This is a genomic window from Bacillus sp. IBL03825 (genome assembly GCF_024712505.1).
Taxonomy (GTDB): Bacteria; Bacillota; Bacilli; order Bacillales; family Bacillaceae_G; genus Bacillus_A; species Bacillus_A wiedmannii.
The window spans coordinates 3,185,238-3,205,851 of record NZ_JAMXKE010000001.1 but is presented as its reverse complement, the minus strand read 5'-3'; the positions used below and the strand labels follow the sequence as shown (position 1 = coordinate 3,205,851).

The 20,614-nt window shown below is 35.9% G+C and carries 19 protein-coding genes and 1 pseudogene; 14 read left to right on the top strand and 6 right to left on the bottom strand.

The genetic code is table 11. The annotated features are described in order from the left end of the window. Positions 1-120: 120 nt before the first annotated feature. Complete coding sequence (locus NHG49_RS16375; protein WP_064475798.1) at positions 121-336, top strand: hypothetical protein; 216 nt, start codon at positions 121-123, stop codon at positions 334-336. A gap of 177 nt (positions 337-513) precedes the next feature. Here the strand turns inward: NHG49_RS16375 and NHG49_RS16370 are convergent, their stop codons facing one another. Both NHG49_RS16370 and NHG49_RS16365 read right to left on the bottom strand, forming a co-directional pair. Then, entirely contained in the window at positions 514-1,887 is a 1,374-nt protein-coding gene (locus tag NHG49_RS16370; protein WP_088047174.1) for a sensor histidine kinase, read from the bottom strand. After that, positions 1,884-2,558, bottom strand: a complete 675-nt coding sequence (locus tag NHG49_RS16365) for a response regulator transcription factor (RefSeq protein WP_001264519.1) — start codon at positions 2,556-2,558, stop codon at positions 1,884-1,886. Before NHG49_RS16365 ends, NHG49_RS16370 begins: the two co-directional genes overlap by 4 nt. 176 nt (positions 2,559-2,734) lie before the next feature. Here NHG49_RS16365 and NHG49_RS16360 point away from each other — a divergent pair, with 176 nt between their 5' ends. The 9 genes and pseudogenes from NHG49_RS16360 to NHG49_RS16325 all read left to right on the top strand — a co-directional run bounded on the left by NHG49_RS16360 (position 2,735) and on the right by NHG49_RS16325 (position 14,351). Continuing rightward, the gene (locus NHG49_RS16360; RefSeq protein ID WP_258126288.1) at positions 2,735-3,205 is read left to right on the top strand and encodes a hypothetical protein; all 471 of its coding nucleotides are present in this window, start codon (positions 2,735-2,737) and stop codon (positions 3,203-3,205) included. 20 nt (positions 3,206-3,225) lie between these two features. Further along, positions 3,226-3,549: a PepSY domain-containing protein gene (locus tag NHG49_RS16355; protein WP_064475795.1), complete on the top strand. Its 324-nt coding sequence runs from the start codon at positions 3,226-3,228 to the stop codon at positions 3,547-3,549. Between the two features lie 623 nt (positions 3,550-4,172). Beyond that, positions 4,173-4,739 carry a TetR/AcrR family transcriptional regulator gene (locus NHG49_RS16350; RefSeq protein WP_064475794.1) on the top strand — a complete coding sequence of 189 codons (567 nt, stop codon included), beginning with the start codon at positions 4,173-4,175 and terminating at the stop codon, positions 4,737-4,739. Positions 4,740-4,797: 58 nt separating this feature from the next. Further along, complete coding sequence (locus tag NHG49_RS16345) at positions 4,798-6,654, top strand: alpha/beta fold hydrolase (RefSeq protein WP_258126287.1); 1,857 nt, start codon at positions 4,798-4,800, stop codon at positions 6,652-6,654. Positions 6,655-7,329: 675 nt separating this feature from the next. Next, positions 7,330-8,499, top strand: a complete 1,170-nt coding sequence (locus tag NHG49_RS16340; RefSeq protein ID WP_222659995.1) for a serine hydrolase domain-containing protein — start codon at positions 7,330-7,332, stop codon at positions 8,497-8,499. 886 nt (positions 8,500-9,385) lie between these two features. Beyond that, positions 9,386-10,552: a serine hydrolase domain-containing protein gene (locus NHG49_RS16335; RefSeq protein ID WP_258126285.1), complete on the top strand. Its 1,167-nt coding sequence runs from the start codon at positions 9,386-9,388 to the stop codon at positions 10,550-10,552. A 93-nt stretch (positions 10,553-10,645) separates the two neighbouring features. Then, positions 10,646-12,730, top strand: coding sequence for a serine hydrolase domain-containing protein (locus tag NHG49_RS16330; RefSeq protein ID WP_258126283.1), 2,085 nt, complete (start codon positions 10,646-10,648; stop codon positions 12,728-12,730). A 222-nt stretch (positions 12,731-12,952) separates the two neighbouring features. Beyond that, positions 12,953-13,144, top strand: a pseudogene (locus NHG49_RS31720) (S-layer homology domain-containing protein); the annotation flags it as partial. Between the two features lie 547 nt (positions 13,145-13,691). Then, on the top strand, positions 13,692-14,351 hold the full coding sequence (locus NHG49_RS16325; protein WP_088047438.1) for a protein kinase family protein: 660 nt from the start codon (positions 13,692-13,694) through the stop codon (positions 14,349-14,351). Positions 14,352-14,498: 147 nt separating this feature from the next. On the opposite strand, the gene NHG49_RS16320 is transcribed toward NHG49_RS16325, so the two are convergent. The 3 genes from NHG49_RS16320 to NHG49_RS16310 form a co-directional block, all read right to left on the bottom strand. Then, positions 14,499-14,696, bottom strand: a complete 198-nt coding sequence (locus NHG49_RS16320; RefSeq protein ID WP_241753413.1) for a hypothetical protein — start codon at positions 14,694-14,696, stop codon at positions 14,499-14,501. 33 nt (positions 14,697-14,729) lie between these two features. Continuing rightward, the gene (locus NHG49_RS16315; protein ID WP_064475787.1) at positions 14,730-15,095 is read right to left on the bottom strand and encodes a hypothetical protein; all 366 of its coding nucleotides are present in this window, start codon (positions 15,093-15,095) and stop codon (positions 14,730-14,732) included. A gap of 116 nt (positions 15,096-15,211) precedes the next feature. Next, positions 15,212-15,580, bottom strand: a complete 369-nt coding sequence (locus NHG49_RS16310) for a hypothetical protein (protein WP_098103030.1) — start codon at positions 15,578-15,580, stop codon at positions 15,212-15,214. A gap of 356 nt (positions 15,581-15,936) precedes the next feature. Here NHG49_RS16310 and NHG49_RS16305 point away from each other — a divergent pair, with 356 nt between their 5' ends. The 3 genes from NHG49_RS16305 (at position 15,937) to NHG49_RS16295 (ending at position 17,723) form a co-directional block, all read left to right on the top strand. Next, complete coding sequence (locus NHG49_RS16305) at positions 15,937-16,098, top strand: hypothetical protein (RefSeq protein WP_000441003.1); 162 nt, start codon at positions 15,937-15,939, stop codon at positions 16,096-16,098. Between the two features lie 300 nt (positions 16,099-16,398). Continuing rightward, on the top strand, positions 16,399-16,785 hold the full coding sequence (locus NHG49_RS16300; protein ID WP_141669126.1) for a DUF1259 domain-containing protein: 387 nt from the start codon (positions 16,399-16,401) through the stop codon (positions 16,783-16,785). 287 nt (positions 16,786-17,072) lie between these two features. Then, complete coding sequence (locus NHG49_RS16295) at positions 17,073-17,723, top strand: YwbE family protein (RefSeq protein WP_064475785.1); 651 nt, start codon at positions 17,073-17,075, stop codon at positions 17,721-17,723. A 277-nt stretch (positions 17,724-18,000) separates the two neighbouring features. On the opposite strand, the gene NHG49_RS16290 is transcribed toward NHG49_RS16295, so the two are convergent. Further along, positions 18,001-18,606 (bottom strand): hypothetical protein, encoded by a 606-nt coding sequence (locus NHG49_RS16290; RefSeq protein WP_064475784.1) that lies wholly within the window; start codon positions 18,604-18,606, stop codon positions 18,001-18,003. 467 nt (positions 18,607-19,073) lie between these two features. On the opposite strand from NHG49_RS16290, the gene NHG49_RS16285 reads away from it, so the two are divergent. Continuing rightward, positions 19,074-20,552 carry a DHA2 family efflux MFS transporter permease subunit gene (locus tag NHG49_RS16285; RefSeq protein ID WP_222659991.1) on the top strand — a complete coding sequence of 493 codons (1,479 nt, stop codon included), beginning with the start codon at positions 19,074-19,076 and terminating at the stop codon, positions 20,550-20,552. The last annotated feature ends 62 nt before the right edge of the window (positions 20,553-20,614 follow it).

Genomic DNA, 20,614 nt, shown 5'->3' with positions numbered 1-20,614 from the left:
TCATTTTCACTTATTATGTAATCATTGCATTTAATTAGACATGACTTTTTTATTAATATAATAGATTTTTAATAAGGTGTCCCATTTAAGAATTTAAACGTAGGAAAGGGTAATATAAAAATGAACTGGAAAAAAGGCGGATTATGGATTATTATTTTTTTCATTGTAAAAGGTACGATTTCTACACTTTTAATTGTTACAGGTGCTAAATATTTTGATTTATCATTTATGCAACTTTTCGTACTAATACTGATCTTATTACTGATTTCTCTCATAAGCCGAAAATTGCTGCATAAACATAAACAAAACAAAAAGCAAAAAGAGCTAAATATATAATAAAACCCCAGAGACCTTTGGATTTCTGGGGTTTTATTTCGATATCTTTTCCATATGCATATCAACTTAACAGAACGGGTTGTCAAAAATGATAAAATCAATGCTGTTTAAAATGCGTCGGTTACTTTTATATAAGGATTGAAGAATCTTTATTCTGGAGCTATAAACATTCATACATTATGCTCGTTTTTCAATTGGTAGTTTAAAGGTAAAAGTACTGCCTTCTCCTAATTTACTTTCAACTGTAATTTCTCCTCCGTGTAGTTCGACAATCCATTTTACCATCGACAATCCTAAACCTGTATTTCCGATGTTTGAAGATGTTCGTGCCGCGTCAACTCGATAGAAGCGGTCCCATATTTTCGTAATATGTTGCTCGCTGATGCCTATGCCATTATCGGAGACTTTACCTATTATGTTGGTTTCATCACGGAACAGTTGCATATGCACAGTGCCGTTCGCTTTGCTATAAGCAATCGCATTCGTTAGTAAATTCATTAATAAACGCATCATCAATGTTTGATCTGCTTTCATAAACAAGTCTTCCTCTATATGAGTTGTGATATCAATCGAAGCTTCTTGAACCATTAATGAAAGCTCTTCTACAACGATTTCCGTTAATTCACTCATATTGATACATTCAAATTGGAAAGTATTATGGTTTCCTTGGTCAGCTCTTGCTAATAATAAGAGTTGGGATAGAAGCGTGGACATTTTACGTGATTGCTTTAAAATTACTTCTAACGATTCTTCCATTTCTTTCGGATTATTCCTCTGTGATAAAGCGTATTCGCATTGCGAAATAATAACAGATGTTGGTGTTCTTAATTCATGAGATGCGTCAGATGTAAATTGTTTTTCACTTTCAAATGATGTCTCTAATCGCTCAAACATTTTGTCAAAGGTTTGTGCTAAATGATACATTTCGTCTTTCGGTGAACCTTGTAAATGAATTCTCTTCGAAAGGTCTTTACCATCACCAATTTTACTAGCTGAATCACTCATTTGTTGTACAGGTCGAAACGCTCTTTGCGTAATAAAATATCCTCCCACTGCGGCAATGAGAATAAGTAATGGAAATGAGATGAGTGTTACCACAATAAGCGTATTCATCGTTGATGATAATTGGTTCATAGTCATTATTCCACGAACCCAGACTTGCTCATCGCCGCCTGCATTATGGAGAAAATCATAGACTATCCATTCTTTATTACCGTCTTTAATGGTTTGTATTTCATCGGATTTAAGCGATATCTTTTTATTAAAGCTTGTTGGACTATTTCCTGCCAGCAGCTCACCTTGTTTATTATAAATGATGATATTTACTCCATCTTCTATGGGTTCAAAATCATCGTCCATCTTTAATTGTCCATGCTTATATTCGATATCTTCAATACTTTCTTTTACTGTACTCTTCAATTGATCTTTCATATTAAAAAGCAAAACTTTATCTGAAGAAGTTAAAATAAAAGCTAACACGAGTGCCATAATAATTACAATTAGCCCTGTATACCACAGGGTTACTCTCATTTTGATTGATAGTCTTTTCATGATTCTACTCGCAATACGTAACCAGTTCCTCGTACTGTATGAATTAACTTCGTTTCAAACTGGCTATCAATTTTTTTACGAAGATAGCGGACGTAAACATCAATAATATTCGAGCCACCTTCATAGTCGTAATTCCACACATGTTGCTCAATTTTATCTCGTGTGAGCACAACTTCTTTATTACGAATCATATATTCTAAAATAGCAAATTCTTTACTGGAAAGAGTGATAATCTGATCTCCTCTTGTTACTTTATGCATATTGCAATCTACCACTAGGTCAGCGATTTCAAACACATTAGATGTGTTTCCTGTATTTCTTCGCATTAACACTCGAATTCTTGCTAACAGTTCATCAAAAGCAAACGGCTTTACTAAATAATCATCCGCACCTAAGTCGAGTCCTGTTACGCGATCATCAATTGTATCTTTAGCTGTAAGAAGCAAGACAGGAGTTGTATGATTATCCGCGCGTAATCTTTGTAATACTTGTAAACCATCTATTCCAGGAATCATAATGTCAAGCACAATCAAATCGTACGTAGCCATATTTATATAATCCAAAGCATCTTCGCCATTCCCGCATGCATCGACACTATAATGTTCTGCATTTAATCGTTTTACTAATATATTTTGTAAGTCTTGTTCATCTTCGACAATAAGAACTCGCATTAACATTCTCCTTTTCTTCTTATTAATATGTATCAGTATAATTCCAAAACATTAAAGAAAGATTAGAAACTATTTAATTATATCATTTTATTTTTTTGTACATTAATCTTCCTTTAATGTTTGTTCAGTAATATAAAGGCAAGGATAAGGTGCACATGTAAAGGGAGGAAAACAGAATGAGAAAGTGGATGTTGATTGGAGCAATGTCTTGTTTATTCTTAACAGCTTGTTCTACTCAAGCTGATAACAATACAGAAGTACAACAACTGAAAGTGGAAAATGATACATTGCAAAAAGAAAGTGCTCAACTACAACAAGAACCAAACAAAACAGGGCCTGCTACGAATGACACGAAGCAAATACAAGATTTCAAAAACGAAGTCACATCTATCGTTGAAAAGGCAAATAACACGAAACCAGTTGGAGCAAAAGAAGAAAGCTTAAATACGTACTTAGCAGCAAAAAAAGAAATTGATCAATTAGATGACAAGATAGATCTATCTGATAATCAGCTAGAAGCAGATTATCACGCTGGAACGATAACTGTTGAACAATATGAAACGCAAGAAAGAGAACACGATATATTGGAAGATCAATTAGAGCAAGCAGAAAATGCACTTGAAACAAGATTTGGAATAGATGATTAATCATGAAGGAGTGGATGAAAATGTTAAAACATAAAAAGAAAATAATGATAAGTGTAATTGCTATTTTAGTAAGTGGTATTGCTATTGTTGGTGGATATTATGGTATGGGTTACAATTATGCGAAAAAGAATGAAAACTACACAGAGAAACAAGTTCGTGAAATTTCTTTAGCTCATACAAAGGGAGAAATTATTAATGTGAAAAAAGAATTCGAATTAGAAGATGACAACTTAGCACAATCTACATTTGAATATGAAATGGAAATTAAGACACCTGATAATTTGTTAAATATTTTAAAGGTTAGTGCTAGAACAGGTACAATAGAAATCGATAAAGAAGATTAAAAAATATCGACAAATAAAATATCGTATATTTGAAAAAATTCAGGCTAAGCAAAAATAAAATAAGCTGCCCATATGGACAGCTTATTTACACAATACTTGTTATCGGTAGCGAAGAAAAAGACGAATCCCTAATTTCACAAGGGAATCGTCTTTTTTTGTTCTATGGATCTATGCATTTTCTTATACATTTCTATCCTGCCGCGGTTTTAGGTTTCTTGTCTGTTATTGGATTAACCAAAAAACTGTATAAAATCTTGTATACTCTTAGTGTTGTTTTTTCCGAAATTCTGGCGGTACCCCATCACCATCAAGCTAATATTTTCATATCCTCCTAAATTAAAATTTTCTTTCTCTACAGATAGTTATTCTGAGAAGCAGCTCATTTTTTCGTTTTGGGGGAATTTCTTTTTCTTAAGTTGATGGGCATGTATGGTGCCCCCTATTAGACGATAGTGAATTAACAATTTCGGGGTTCAGTTCAACTTTATTCAAAATAAGAATTTTTTGCAGTAAAATCAATGTTAGTGGAACTTTTTTAATCAAACTTTTTTCTAAATTAACATAAATACTTGCAACATTTAAATTAGTACTATATAGTTCTAGTTATGACAAAGGTAAAATTAATGAATCAAAAACGTGTGATTGAAGTAGCTGCAACATTATTTTTAGAAAAAGGGTTTGCTTATACAAGTATGGATGAATTAGTACGTGTAAGCAAAGTTTCAAAGTCTAATGTGTATTATCACTTTTCTAATAAGGAAGTATTATTAGAAGGGGTCGTTGATTATTGGATTGAAATGTATCAATCTGCAATTGATGACGTACTTTCTCAGAACCAATTTTTAGTTGAAGATCGTATCCAACTGTTTTTAAAGCAATTATCACAAGGAGTTCAGTCGAGAGAGTATAAGGGGAGCTGTCCATTTATTACTCTTTATATTCAAAGTCCTACACAGGCCACGCAAATAAAAGAAAAAATAGGTCTTTTTTTTACAGAATTACAAAAGAAAGTTTCTCTATTACTTAAACAAGGGGTAGAGAATGGGGAATTCAGAAATACGATTAATATTGATGAGGTTGCATCACTTTTTATTACAAATCTTGAAGGAGCGTTATTTATTTCAGAAACATTGAAGGATGCAACTGTAATCACGAAAACAGCAGATAATTTTTTAAACTTGCTTCGATAAAAGAAGCTTTTTTTTTACATCAAATTAGTACTAAATAGTACTAAAAAGGAGATTTTATATGAGAACAGTATTTTTAATTGGTGGAACAGGCTTTATTGGAAAGCAATTAGTGAAAGAATTAGCCAAAGAGGATGTTAAAATTCTTCTTTTAGTGAGGTCGAAAAGTAAAGCAACACGCATTTTTCAAGAAAGAGGCATCTTAAAAAAGGCAGTTATGCACTTTATTGAAGGTGATTTGACGAAAATAGATTTAGGCCTAAGTGCTGAAGATAAGGAGAGGATATTGAAAACGGATGTGATTATTCACGCAGGAGGCCCCATGGATATTCAAGTGACAAGTAAAGATGCAGCGTCCGTATTTTTAAATGGTGCCAAACATATTAGTGAATTAGCTAAAAGTATTCATCAATTGAAGGGCTTGCAACAATTTATTCATGTTGTAGGTTATATGAGTCCCTTTGATGATAAAAATAGCAAGATTGCAATTGATGTGTTTAAAGAAGGAAACAATTATTTGAAAATAAAAAATCCATATGAGAGAACAAAATTTTTAGCAGATCTTTATATCCGTCACCAGGCATCAGTAGTAGGTTATCCGCTTTCTGTAATTAATCCGCCAACTGTAGTAGGTAGTAGTAAAACAGGGAGTACAGAGCAGATAGCAGGATTAGGTTTGCTTGTGATGAGTATGCGAAGAGGGCTCATGCCAGTGATTCCTGGAGGTAAGGGATATAGGTTACCACTTATTTCAAACGATGAGCTTGCGAAGTTTATTGTGCAGGTTTTCAGATTGGAGCAACCGACTATTCAAACATTTACACTTGTTGAAGACAAACAGCACGATCAGAACATTGCTGAATTATTAAGTATTATGTCGGAAAGTATGAATATGAGGGCACCAAAAATCTCTGTCCCAATGCCACTTATGAAAGCAATTATGAATAGTGGAGTAAGTAAAATAACAAAAATTCCTTCTGATGGACTAAATTTTATTACAAAACGAAAATTTTCAAATGTTTCAGCGAAAAAAATTATGGGAGGAGATTGGTTTAAGAAGACGAGTGTAATGAAATTTTTCCCTGCCGTAGTAGCTGATCTGGATTATCGAATGATGTATCAAAATGGCCAGCATAATCATTTATTTAAACGAACATTATGCGATAACACTACCTTTTACGAATTACAAGGAGAGGGTAAACCGTTTATTTTATTACATGGTTTATTGAGTGATGGAGAGGATTTATTTCCTTTAGCACAAGAGCTTCATGAAAAAACTGGTCAACCTGTATGGATCTTGGATCTTCCAGGTTTGGGACGTTCTCCTTTTAAACGAGAGAAAAATCTTCTAGATATCTATTTGAATGTAGTGAAAAAGTTATTGGAGAAAGCTACTAATGGTGCACATCTAATTGGCCATTCATTCGGTGCGTTTATTCTTCTGGAAGCATTGGTACAAGAGTACATAGATAAGAAGTATTCAATCACTTTACTTCAGCCACCTGTTGCTAAAAAAAATGCTAAATCGCTAAATGTTCCTCGATTTATGAACAAATGGACATTAAAATTGGCAACTGCTAATTTGATAGAGCGTTATTTATTAAGTAATGGTTTGTTTGAAAGTACGGAGAGCATCCCTGGACATTATATTGAAAAAATAATTAACAGTTTTACTTCTCCTAGAATTTTAAATACTACGGTTCAGCTTAACAGTTTACTACTTAAAAACGATCAAGTTGATTTCAATGAAGTAACAAAGTATAATCTTCACATTATTTGGGGGGATTATGACAGAGGCTATTCTGCTCCATCGCATCTTGGTAAGGTTGATTTTGTTCCATATGGCCATCATTTTCCTCTTAGCCATCCGAGTGAAACGGCAACATTAGTAATAAAAAATAGTAATACTAGCAGATGAGAGTGTGGGATAAATAAAAAGTGTGTAGTAAGATCGTTGTGTCTTTGAAATAAAATTGCACTGTTTGGGGTCCCACCCATACCCATCAACTTAAGAAAAGTAAACACCCCTAAAACAAAAAAATGAACTGACTTCTCAGAATAACTAACTGTAGAGAAAGAAAAATTTCATTTAGTAGGTACTTCAAAACCTTAGCTTGATTGCGATGGGGTCACCATATCAAAAAAAGAAAATTGTGCGTATAGACATATTTTTCAACCGCTTCCTGTACGTTAAGGGACTCGTTATTTTTTTACAGTTTTTTATTATGAAATTCTAAATAACTAATTATAATAGGTGAAAAAACGATCAATAGTTGGGTTACGGAAAGGATTCGAAATTACATTCTTTCTCAATACATATTATGGATAAATAAAGTAAAATATGGTTTGGGGTTATGTCTCATGTTGTGTTAATCCTAACAATAACTAAGGGTACATAATATGCTTTCATACCTTTGAATAATTTTGTTATAGGAGGGATGGAGATTTAAATGGCTCAAATTGTTGGTATTGATAGATACCTTTGTACTGGGGCTTTATCTATATGCGTGAGGGCCTTTCCCTAAGTCTTGTCAGGAAGTAAGGAACAGTAGGCAAACACTTATACAATATGAATAGAGGAGAGGAATGCCTTATGAAAATACGTAGTCAAATTACATGTGCAAGTCTGGCCCTTTTAATAGCTGGAAGTTCCCTGTTATATACAACACCAACCTCAATTGTAAAAGCAGAGCCCACGCAAAATGTATCTAGTTCGTTACAAACAAATACTCAACGAGATCGTACTTCCGTCAAGCAAGCAATGCGGGATACATTGCAACTTGGATACCCGGGGATACTTGCTAAAACTTCTGAGGGTGGAAAAACGTGGGGGTATGCCGCTGGAATAGCGGATCTGAGAACCAAGAAACCGATGAAAACAGATTTTCGCTTTCGCATTGGGAGTGTGACGAAGACGTTCACTGCAACAGTTGTACTTCAATTAGCTGGAGAGAATCGCCTGAATCTAAACGACTACATCGAAGACTGGTTGCCTGGTGTCATTCAAGGAAATGGATATGATGGTAACAAGATTACTATCCGGCATATATTGAACCATACAAGTGGTATCGCTGAATACTCAAGGTCAAAAGACGCTGATTTTACGGATACAAAAAAATCGTATACGGCTGAAGAGTTAGTGAAGATGGGGATTTCTCTCCCCCCAGACTTTGAACCAGGAAAGGGCTGGTCTTATTCAAACACAGGATACGTATTACTGGGTATGCTTATTGAAAAAGTAACCAAAAACAGCTATGCGGAAGAGATTGAAAATCGGATTATTGAGCCACTTGAATTGTCGAATACATTCCTACCTGGGAATTCAAGTGTTATTCCAGGCACCAACCATGCCCGTGGATATGACCAACCAGACAGAGCAAGTGAGCTAAAAGACGTTACTTATTATAACCCAAGTGCAGGTAGCTCTGCTGGAGATATGATTTCTACTGCTGACGACTTAAACAAATTCTTCTCTTACTTGCTCGGTGGCAAATTACTGAAAGAACAGCAACTAAAACAAATGCTTACTACAGTTCCTACAGGAAAAGAAGGAATCGATGGATATGGTCTTGGAATCTATGAAACTAAGCTTCCAAGCGGTGTCTCGATATGGGGACACACAGGTGGCATTCTAGGATTTACTACTCTTGTTGGAGGTAAACTTGGAGGCAAGCATACGTTGGTCGTCAATTGGAATAGTTTGGGTAGAACTGATAGTCCTAATCCTTTTAAAAATATTTTACTTGCTGAATTTAGCAAGTAGGAAAAAAGGAAGAAATTTATCGTAGTTTTCATAGTTAAAAATATACTTTTCTGGTTCAAAAGCCCCAACTTATTTTCAAGACAAATTTGGGGCTTTTTTGTTTTCGTGGCGTTTATTCTCCTTAAGTTGATGGATGTGGGGTAGCACCACATTACTATCAAGCTAAGGTATTAATATATCTCCTAAATGAACATTTTCTTTTTCTACAGGTAGTTACTTTGAGAAGGTAGTTTATTTTTCTTAAGCTGATGGATATGGAGTATCCGCCCTAAGTTAAATAAATTTTGACTTAAAAACAAGTGATTTTAACAACGTTAGGAGTGTTTCATGCAGCACAATGTCATTTGTTTTGTATTGCAAGAAGAAAAATTACATTAGAAAAGAGCCAGAATACATCCTGTTAAGGGTAAATCGAATCTTAATATTTAAAAGGATGGAAAAAAGAAACACAGAAGTAAAAACTTCTGTGTTTCTTTTTGATTAATATATTTACTGAACTTTCCGGCACAGATGCTCCTTCTATCCTATTATAAAAGCGATTTTGAACGTAAGTAATTTGTAAGAAATGGGTAAGAAAAAAGAAATTTTCATTGTGTATGATAAAAATATAAAGAGGCGTGAAAGGCGGAACAGATATGACTTATATATGAAAAACAGACCAGTAACAAGACTGTTTCAAGGAAAAGAAGTAATTTATGTGGTTAACATATATGTAGAAAAAGAGGGATTTATCCAGGACAGAATGGCGTTTGTAAAAATAATAATTATGAAGATGATTACGAATTCAATGTTGACTTTTTTTCTTTGGTGGAGATGATAGCTGTGTGGTTAATACGAAATAGCAAGAAACCACCTATACAATATGAATAGAGGAGAGGAATGCCCAATGAAAACACGTAGTCAAATTACATTTGCAAGTCTTGCCCTTTTAGTAGCTGGAGGTTCCCTGTTTTATACAACTCCAACCTCAAGTGTAAAAGCAGAGTCCATTCAAAATGTATCTAGTTCGTTACAAACAAGCAACCAAAGAGATCAAAATTCCGTCAAAGAGGCAATGTGGGATACATTGAAACTTGGATATCCAGGGATACTTGCTAAAGTTTCTAAGGGTGGAAAAACATGGAGTTATGCAGCTGGGGTAGCGGATCTAAGTACCAAGAAACCAATGAAAACAGATTTTCGATTCCGAATTGGCAGCTTGACAAAGACGTTCACTGCAACAGTTATACTTCAATTAGCAGGAGAAAACCGCTTGAATCTAGACGATTCTATTGAAAAATGGTTGCCTAGTGTCATTCAAGGAAATGGATATGATGATAAACAGATTACTATCCGGCAATTATTGAACCACACAAGTGGTATCGCTAATTACACAGGGTCAAAGGATTTTAATATCATGGATACAAAAAAATCTTATACTGCTGAAGAATTAGTAAAGATGGGAATATCCATGCCTCTAGATTTTGCTCCAGGAAAGAGCTGGTCGTATTCAAATACAGGATACGTATTACTAGGGATTCTTATTGAAAAAGTAACTGGTAACAGCTATGCGGAAGAAATTGAAAATCGAATTATTGAACCACTTGAATTATCGAATACATTCTTACCCGGAAATTCAAGCGTTATTCCAGGAACCAAACATGCCCGTGGATATATCCAATTAGACAGAGCAAGTGAGCCAAAAGATGTTACTGATTATAACCCAAGTATGGGGAGCTCGGCCGGAGATATGATTTCTACAGCTGATGATTTAAACAAATTCTTCTCTTATTTACTTGGGGGTAAATTACTGAAAGAACAGGAACTAAAGCAAATGCTTACAACAGTCCCTACAGGAATAGATGAACTTGGCGATTCCGGGCTTGGAATTTTCAAAATGAAGCTTTCAAATGGTGTATCGATATGGGGGCATGGAGGAACCATTCCTGGATTTTTAACTTTTGCTGGGGGCACACTTGGAGGCAAGCATACATTGGCCGTGAATTTGAACAGCCTTAAAGCTGATAGTCCTGATCCTTTTAAAAATATTTTACTTGCTGAATTTAGCAAGTAGGCCAAAAGAAAGAACGGATAATTTTTATCATATTTTCATAGTTAAACAAATAAATGATGAAATTGATTACTTATCTAAGGAGGCAATTCCCTCATGAAAAATAAACTAACTGGTGTATTAGCCGCTACATTAGCGCTAACTATGATTCTACCAACAGGGGCGAAAGCATTTTCTGACAGTAAGACTACAGTTGTATCTAACGCAGAAGTAGCTAGCCAAGAGCTGAAGAAATTTGCAGCAGAGAAGGCTGCGCTACTCACGAAGTCCCATGGGACGACTAGCGTGCAGTATGCGCTAATTGATAATGGCAAGCTTACTTTGTCGGGGCAGGCTGGAAAGAACGATATGGAAGGGGAACAGCCACTAACCAAAGATACTCTATACGGGATTGGTTCAGTCAGTAAAATGTATGCAACAGCGGCTGTAATGAAATTGGTCGACGAAGGAAAAGTCGATTTGGATGCTCCTGTGGTCAACTATGTTCCTGATTTTAAGATGAAAGATGGGCGGTACAAACGCATTACTCCGCGTATGTTGTTGAATCACTCCTCCGGCTTGCAAGGTTCCACGTTAAGTAATGCATTTTTATTTAACGATAATGATACCTATTCCCATGATTTCTTGTTGCAGCAATTGTCCAACCAGAGCCTGAAAGCAGACCCTGGTGCGTTCTCGGTATACTGCAACGATGGCTTTACGCTGGCCGAAATTTTGGTGGAAAGAGTCAGCGGTATGAGCTTTACCGAATTTCTACATCAACGGTTTACAGAGCCCTTAAAGATGAATCATACAAAAACGCCACAGGACAAATGGAGAGACGAAAAGCGGGCTGGACTTTATTTTCCGGCGTACCAAGGGCAGCTTCCAATTGAATCGGTGAATGTGATTGGTACGGGAGGGGTCTCTTCCACAGCAGAAGATATGGTACGATTCTCACAATTATTTATGGGACAGGGAAAAGGGATCCTCTCTGATAAGGTAGTCAAGGCGATGGAGCAAGAGGAATATAAAAAAGGAATGTGGCCGGGGGATGGAGATAATATTTTTAACTATGGTCTTGGCTGGGATAGTGTGAAACTATACCCATTCAGTGAATATGGGATAAGAGGCTTGGCTAAAGGCGGCGACACGGCACTGCAACATGCTATACTGGTTGTGCTTCCAGAACAGAAAATGGCAGTGGCTGTGTTGTCATCCGGTGGACGAAGCTCTACAAATCAACTGCTGGCAACAGAATTGCTGCTCGCCGTGCTTAAAGAGAAGGGTACAATTAAGAACATCAAGCCGAACAAATCTTTTGGCAAGCCGGTCAAGGTCAAGATGCCTCAAGACGTGGCAAAGAAAGCGGGCTTTTATGGCAATAGCGAAACTCATTTCAAAATTGAAATTACGAAGAATGGAGAACTGTTCTTACCATCTAATCGAGAAGAAAAATATGTATATACTGCGGATGGAAGCTTTATTAATGAGAAGGGTACTTCTAAGCTCAACTTTGTCACCGAGAAGAATGGAAGAACTTATTTGAGGGAGAGCACATATAAATCGACACCAGACTTAGGGCAAGGTGCGATGACTCACTATTTAGCCGAGAAACTAGAAGACAATGTGCTATCGAAGAAAACCGCTGCCGCATGGGCGAAGCGGGAAGGTGTCAAGTTCTATCTGGTGAATGAGAAATTTAGTTCTATTGAATATCTCGTACAACCGAAACTTATTACCACACAAATTACTCGTAAGGAAGGCCTGGCGGGCTATTGGGAGGGCAGAAAAATTACAGGTCCGAACACCGCGACGCATCAGCTCCAGATCCCCGTGATGAATGGCCGTGATACGATGGAAACGCATTTCTATACAGAAGGCGGTAATGAATATATGGAAATGGCCGGGTTGTTATACGTAAGTGGAGCCAACGTAAAACCACTCGATGCTGGCCAATCATCCAAAGTTACGCTGCAAGCAAATGGGCATGCTAAATGGTTTACGATCCCGCAAGCGGCAGTAGGAAAAATGATGACCGTGACATTGCCATCGAAGGGTGCGTTCGCGGTGTATGATGAGAATGGAGTATGCGTCAACTTTACCATCGTGAGCGGCAATAACAAAGTAAAACTGCCGAAGAATGGAACGGTTGTAATTGCTGGGGCACCGAACTCAGAATTTGCAATTACGTTGAACTAGCTACAATTCAAGATGGACTTCAACAAAACCAGTACGACATAGGAACGGTGTTTTGCTGGTTTTGTTTGTATTTACGTATTATCTTTAAGAAGAGAATTTCAACGAATAATATCACGCTCAAACTCTGCAAAAACAGCTATCATACTAATTCAGGGCAATCATCATTTGCTCCATTAATCTTCTTGATGTAAATACGTTCGCAGCCGGTATTATGATGTACAAGCCCTATACGATACAGGAATTATCGGAGGTGTTTCAGCTACTAAGTTTACGCCATATGGCACACTCACACGTCAACAGGCTGCACTTATGTTAGAACGAACTCTAGAATATCTAGGTGTAGAAAAAGAGTCAAATATAGGGCCCTACCATATCGCTATCAAGCTAAGAAAAGTAAATACCCCAGAACGATAATTTTGTGTTTTGTACAGCACCGAGGTTCATTTTTAACGTTTTGAGGAAACCTTTTTTGTTAGGTTTATAGACATGTGGTGTTAACAACATAAACAATGTTTTAGATTATAAAATAGAGTACTAAGCATCCGATTTGAAAGCAGACATCCCTGAATCATAATTTTTATGGAAGTGAAAATTCTTTTTGTCACCCAGGCGCAGGAGGATCATTTTGTTTTGCCGATCCAGATGAAAAGTTAGGTTATGCTTATGGGGAAACATGGATTTGCATGACCAATGAACGAAGAGAACTTGCACTAAGAAAAGCTCTTATACGGCTGCCTCTGAAAAAATGAAAATACGTAAAAATAGTTGGGGATATTTTTATGTTGTACGGTTTTTGGCTATGAATAGTGGAATAAATATTAAGTATTCAACAGTTCAAATAAAACGAGTAATCTTTTTATTTTAAGAAAAAAGATTACTCATTTTATGCTAAAATTCACTTAGTGTATATTTTCGTTAAAATGTGGGTGGGCCCCCTTTTAGCAAAACCGGAGTGGAAATGATGAGTATAAACAGTTTTGTGAGATTGATAAAGGATGAATTATTAAAAGAGGTAAGGATAAGAAGTGAGGATGAATTTGAGCCTGTAGTAGTTAAAGATATTCCTAGACTTTGGAAGTGTTTAGGGATAGGTAATTATGCCGCAGTATTTATGCACAAAGAATACAAAGATTGGGTAGTGAAAGTTTACGCACGAGAAGGAGAAGGAATTGAAAAAGAATCAGAAGTATACCGAAGAATTGGAAACCATCCTTCTTATTCGAAGCTTATATATAAAGGAGAAAATTTCATAGTATTGAAACGTTTAAAAGAAATTACTTTATACGATGCCCTTCATAAGGGGATTAAAATTCCTAAGCAGGTGATCTTTGATATCAATGAAGCTTTAGAGTATGCAAGGGAACAAGGATTAACTCCTTGTGACGTTCACGGGAAAAATGTGATGATGGAAAACGGAAGGGGATATGTAGTCGATGTATCTGATTTCTTAAAAACAAAAGAAGATAGTAAGTGGAGAGACCTAGAAAAGGCATATTTTATATTTTATTTGCCTTTCATTTATAATTTTCCTTTCCCTATTAAAATACCGTATTTTATGTTAAACATTGTTAGACGTTCGTATAGAAAATATAAGAAGCTTAAAAAGAAATTCAATTTGTAAAAGGACCACATACTTATCTTTAGGTTAGATAAGTGAACGACTAGTAAACAAAAGGACCGTACATTTTAGATATGTCTAATATGTACGGTCCTAATTTTATAACTTCATGAAGTAATCAGTAAGTTTTACATTTTCTTTTTCACGCAATTACTTATTTTTTTCTTCAAGCCCTTTATTCTTTTTTCTCTCTCTTTTCAATTCTTCTTTTAAGAGAAGCAATGAAGGCATTTTGATTGTTCTCGTTTTATTTAAACCTAGAGTCCACAAATAATTTTTCTTGTTGATTTCGCAAGAATTGATGCGTTCTTTGAGTTCTGTATGGTTATACAGTGTGGTTTTACTCACTCCGGCTTCTTTCTGTCACACTCTTGAAGTTAATTATATTTTTCTACGTACTAAATAAAAAGATAAGGCCCCCATAATAACAGGTGCAACGAAATCAAAGAAATGGGAAAAATTAAAAGGAAAAAGAAAAAGAAATGGTATAAGTGTATAGATAACTGCTTGTCCTATAAATACAGGAATTCCAAATTGAAATTCTCTACATCGTTTGATTTTCCTGTATAACACTTCCCCAATTAGACAGGCTACAAGAGCCGGTATACTACCATAAGTGACGATCGTTTTAATGAATCCTAATACAACGTTCGGGTGAATAAAGCTAGGATGAGAAATATATGAAATCAAGAACCATCCAAAAATAAAAGCAAACAGACTTGCAGCATAACTAATTACAAATTTCATCAACGTTAATCATCCTCACAGTTTTCTAATATTAACTCCATTGTATGACATGAAATCCTATTATTGGTAGCGAGAAAAAAGCGGATCCCTACTCTAAAAAGCATCCACTCATCCTTCTATACTTGTTTTATTTTCTTTGCTCTAGCAAACTTCCAAAAAGCTGCAAGTAGTATGAGCAGTGGAATTCCCTGAATAAAGAGAAATCCTCCCAAAAAATAAAGTGCACGACTAACTAGAGGAGGGGCTGTTGCCGACTCACCCGCAAAATAAGCCCCATAATTAGCCGCTACACCTGCATAATCAGCTATCCCACCTATAAGAAAAGCCGCTGGACTTATGATTAGATTTATCCCTAAACAGATCATTATTGAAGATAGGTTTTTAGCCTTAATTTTTGGTGAAACAGACAAGAAAAATAAGAATATTGCAGTGCCGTTTATAAGAAGTAGTGTTATTACAAAAAAATTCCCATAATATCCCTCCATAATTTTAATTGTACCATCAGCAAGGACAACTTTGTGTAAATTTGGATGAATAGGATCTTCATGTGAGGTTAACATAACGTCTCATTAACAGTAGTCAATGATGCATATAATTTTCGTTTTTGCTTTCTTTTCTGAGCTGGATAGCGGTGGGGTGAGTCATAAATTGTGGAACACATTCTTAAGTTATTTAATATGAAAAAATGAAATTCTCCTTCTGTAATTCATTCAAAGGGTTCAATCTTCGCATCTTATGAATTCCCTGAAAGTACTAAACTTAAGCAAAAAATTAACCATCCTATGCAAGAAAGTTTAGATAGCTAAAAGCATATGTTTTATTGAAAGGATGTGATTGAATTATGGAAAGGCCGAATTGGGGAATTGGAGGATTAGTATTTGTTGGCTGCATGTTTCTTGGCGGAGGAGTGGGATCTATATTAGGTGATACTCATGCTGGATGGCTAATAGGGATGGGTGCTGGATTTATTGGGATGGCTTTAACGAGACTGATCAGAAAGTAATATAACGGGATTCTTCTTCGAGTAAATAAGGAAATATGTATGTAAGTAATTCATGGTATAAGAGCTCTATAAATTATAGTTAGAACCTTCTCTTTTCTAAATTTCTCCATACATAGATATGATTCTCAAGTCGGAGGATGGCACCTTAGGGTGTTTTTTTGTGCTCTCTAAAAATGCCTTACCATATAATAGACTTCGTTAGATTTCGATAATATTTTTTGTAATAGAATAGATTCATTACCGTTTCAGACCTAAGTATTCATTCATAACCTAACAGTAAAAGGGGGGATGATTCAAGGTATGGCGTTTTATGATGAATTAATCTGTCAACAGTTTGCGAGAATTATAGGTGGCCAAGAAGGGTTCGCCGGTGGAAAATGCGTGGCTACAATAAATCGGGATGAAATACAAGCAACTATCTTAGGAAAACGTTTTAGAGTAACAACTTCCTTCTCATTCGAATCACGAGATAATAAAACTGGACGAGCATTATGTTTAGGCAGGGTAGCGCTCTTGCAAAGAGAAGTCAATGGGTTTGTTGCTACAATTATTAAACAAGGAATAATCGTTTCGTCTATACACAATGAGTGGTTATGTGATGAGCCGAATTTAATTTACGTTAATATCGAAGACGTTGATGATCCGCTAAGCTTCGCAAGGAAAGTTAGAAAAGCGTTATGCAATTAACCAATTTATTTAGTTGAATGAGCGATATAAAAGGATCTTTAATTGAAAGATCCTTTTATACATAAGATGAAGGTTTTTCTTTGTATTTCATTAATTAAGTTTAATTGACTAGCAAACGAACGTAATTCCTGTGCACGAATCGATATAATAATTTCCGCTTTTATTGTAGTGTCAGTCTTTTAGTAGAAATTAAATATTTACGACAAATTTTGACAAATAAATACATATATTTTTGTTATGCTATGAAAGTTATTAATTTGTAATGTATATATAGGAGGATTTTTTTAATGTTAAAGAAATTGTTATTATGTGTACTTATGAGCTTGTGTGTAATGGCTTTAAGTGCTTGTAAAGGTGATGAAGAAAAATTAAAAGTAGCAGAGGATGAGCAAAAAATAGATGAAGATAAAAAAGTAGCGGAGGAAGAAAAACGTAAGCAAGAAGAGCAACAAAGAGCAGAGGAAGAAAAGCGTAAACAAGAAGAACAACAAAGAGTAGAAGAAGAGAAGCGTAAGCAAGAAGAGCAACAAAGAGCAGAGGAAGAAAAACGTAAGCAAGAAGAGCAACAAAGAGCAGAGGAAGAAAAACGTAAACAAGAAGAGCAGCAAAGAGTAGAAGAAGAAAAACGTAAGCAAGAAGAGCAACAAAGAGTAGAAGAAGAAAAACGTAAACAAGAAAAGCAGAAGACTCAGCAACAACAGTCTATACAACAAGAGAGAACACAAAAACAAGAAAAAACAACACAAGCAACAGGTGGGAAACCAACAAGATCACAAATTTCAGTTGGTTCACATGTAGTTATTCAATTGGATAATGACTATAGTAAAACTGTAAGTGGTGTTGTGAAAGACATTTTGACGCATAGTGAAACACATCCGTACGGAATTAAAGTTCGATTACAAGATGGACAAATTGGCCGTGTTCAAAGTGTTAACTAGTGAAAAAAGATTTGAATACTTTTCAAATAAATAAACGCTACAAAAAACCGGTTCTTTCGTAAAGGAACCGGTTTTTTTTGTAGCGTTTTGCTTATCGGATGAAATTTGCGTTTTGTTGATGTCACCACACCTCTATCAAGTTATCACATACAAGGTAATAGATGTTTTTATAATTTGAAAGGAGAGGGAACGAACTTGGAGGGAGTATGGGAAGCGTACAATAAATACATTGAGGGGGCATGTTTGAGCTATGGACCTATCCTCCCGTTCTAATTAACTAAAAGAAGAACTTTCCCATACCGATTAGACTACTAAGCATCCCGATTCCATTCATGGTGCCTTTTCCTACTGTCAATAAGTTTCCAAGCATTCCTGGCTGACCGTTACCTCCGTTATTCCCCCATCCCATGGGACTTATCTGTCCTCCCCATCCTGGAGAATTCCCCAAAATACCCCAGTTATTATTGGTATTAAAATGAAAAGGCTTGGCTGGCGGCGATAGTAAAGCGGCAAGATGACCTTGTGCGAACATCCCTGTATGATTGAATGGTTGAGCCCAGGGGAGGGGAGGTTTTTGAAAATTAAAACCTGCATGACCTTGTAATGGAGCCCAATTAGCAGGATATCCATGGGGCATCATCCCTGCATAATGGATTGGCTGACCTAAAGAGAAGGGAGGGGGCTCGGGATTGAAACCCGTATAATTGGCTGGTGAATCCCAACCAAATGGATAGACTCGACAACTCCAATTCTCAGGAACCTTCAGACCATCCATTCCCTGAGCTTTAATTATTTGAGGTTGTGAATATAATGATGACATTGAAATTTGGTTATTATATTGCTCCCCGTTTCCATTTGAATTCAAATACCAATATTGGTGCATAAGCTTATTCCCCTCACTTTAAAAATGTAATGTTAGACTTAGCCTATGTAATATTCCTTTTTATGGATGGTTACATATCTAGATTTACAAGCCTGTATTGAAAGGAATGGGTGTGTGGTCATATTTATCCCGCTATTTGTGGGCATAAGACACCACCTCAAAATTAAGTGAAAGCGGCTGCCTGTAAAAGAACCACTGATTCAAGTGTCACTTTATTTTAGAAGGGTATTTTCAGTCGCTCCTTTTGTTTAATTTAGCCTAATTTAATTTTGGTTAACAAACGCGTTTATAAAGGTTTAATCAACAAAAAAATTTTAACATGTTATGTCGAGCAAGTAGAATTACTAAAAAGAGAATATCCATTCGAAGAGTTTGGCAAAATACTGAAAGGATAATGTATTCTTGTGTAGATATACAAACGATTTAAACGAATCGATGGAATTTATAATGAAGGGGCAAATGAATATATGAGTGAGACATTACATAAAAGAAAGCCACCATATTTAATGCTTGTAATCCTTTTTATTGGAGCATTTGTTTCATTTCTAAATAACTCGCTTTTAAATGTTGCTTTGCCATCAATAATGAAGGATTTAGATATTAAAGATTATTCAACGATTCAGTGGCTTTCTACAGGGTATATGCTTGTAAGTGGTGTATTAATTCCGGCCTCAGCATTTTTAATAACCCGCTTCTCCAATAGGAGCTTATTTATTACATCTATGTTAATTTTTATTCTTGGTACGGCCTTAGCGGCTTTAGCACCGAACTTTAGTTTATTACTTACTGGTCGGATGGTTCAAGCAGCAGGTTCTTCAGTCATGGGACCTTTGTTAATGAATATTATGCTAGTAAGCTTTCCAAGAGAAAAAAGGGGAACAGCGATGGGGATTTTTGGATTAGTTATGATTACGGCACCAGCAATTGGACCGACACTATCGGGTTATATTGTAGAGTATTATGACTGGCGTTTGCTTTTTGAAATGATTTTACCGTTAGCAATCATTAGCTTACTGTTAGGGATTTGGAAATCAGAGAATGTCATGAGACAAAACAAAAATGCAAAACTTGATTATCTCTCATTACTATTATCTTCTATCGGTTTTGGCGGTTTGTTATATGGATTCAGTTCTGCAAGTTCCGATGGTTGGACGAATAAAGTTGTTTTAACAACCTTAATCATAGGCGCTATTTCCCTAATCGCTTTCATTATCCGTCAATTAAAAATGAATGAACCGTTATTGGATTTACGTGTTTACAAGTACCCAATGTTTGCACTTGCGTCTGTAATTGCGATTGTTAACGCAGTGGCCATGTTTTCGGGTATGATTTTAACACCAGCTTATGTACAAAACGTCCGCGGTATTTCGCCGCTGAGCTCTGGGCTGATGATGCTTCCAGGTGCGGTAATAATGGGGGTTATGTCACCAATTACAGGTAAACTATTTGATAAATACGGCCCTCGGATTCTTGGTATAGTAGGACTTTCCATTACAGCTGTTTCAACTTATATGCTAGCAAACCTGCAACTCGACTCTAGTCACACACATATTATTCTTATTTACACACTGCGGATGTTTGGGATGGCGATGGTGATGATGCCACTTATGACAAATGGCCTTAATCAATTGCCAACTCGCTTAAATCCGCACGGTACAGCTGTTAATAATACAGCTCAACAAGTGTCCGGTTCGATTGGTACTGCTATCCTTGTTACGATTATGAATTCGGTAACAAAAACAAAAGCTGAAAGTCTAATGGCTGATGTAGATCCAACAACCTTCACAGAAGCTACGAAGGCAATGTTAACTCAGAAGGCTTTATTATCTGGAATTCAATATTCATTTTATGTAGCGCTTGGCATGAATATTGTTGCACTACTATTAGTTTTTTTCGTTAAACGTGTAGATACAAGCGCGGAAGCTGTCGAGAGGTTAAATCGGTAGAGTAAAATAAAACTTTAGATCATGATTCCTCTAAGTTTTTACTGTTTAGTTAGACTATGAAG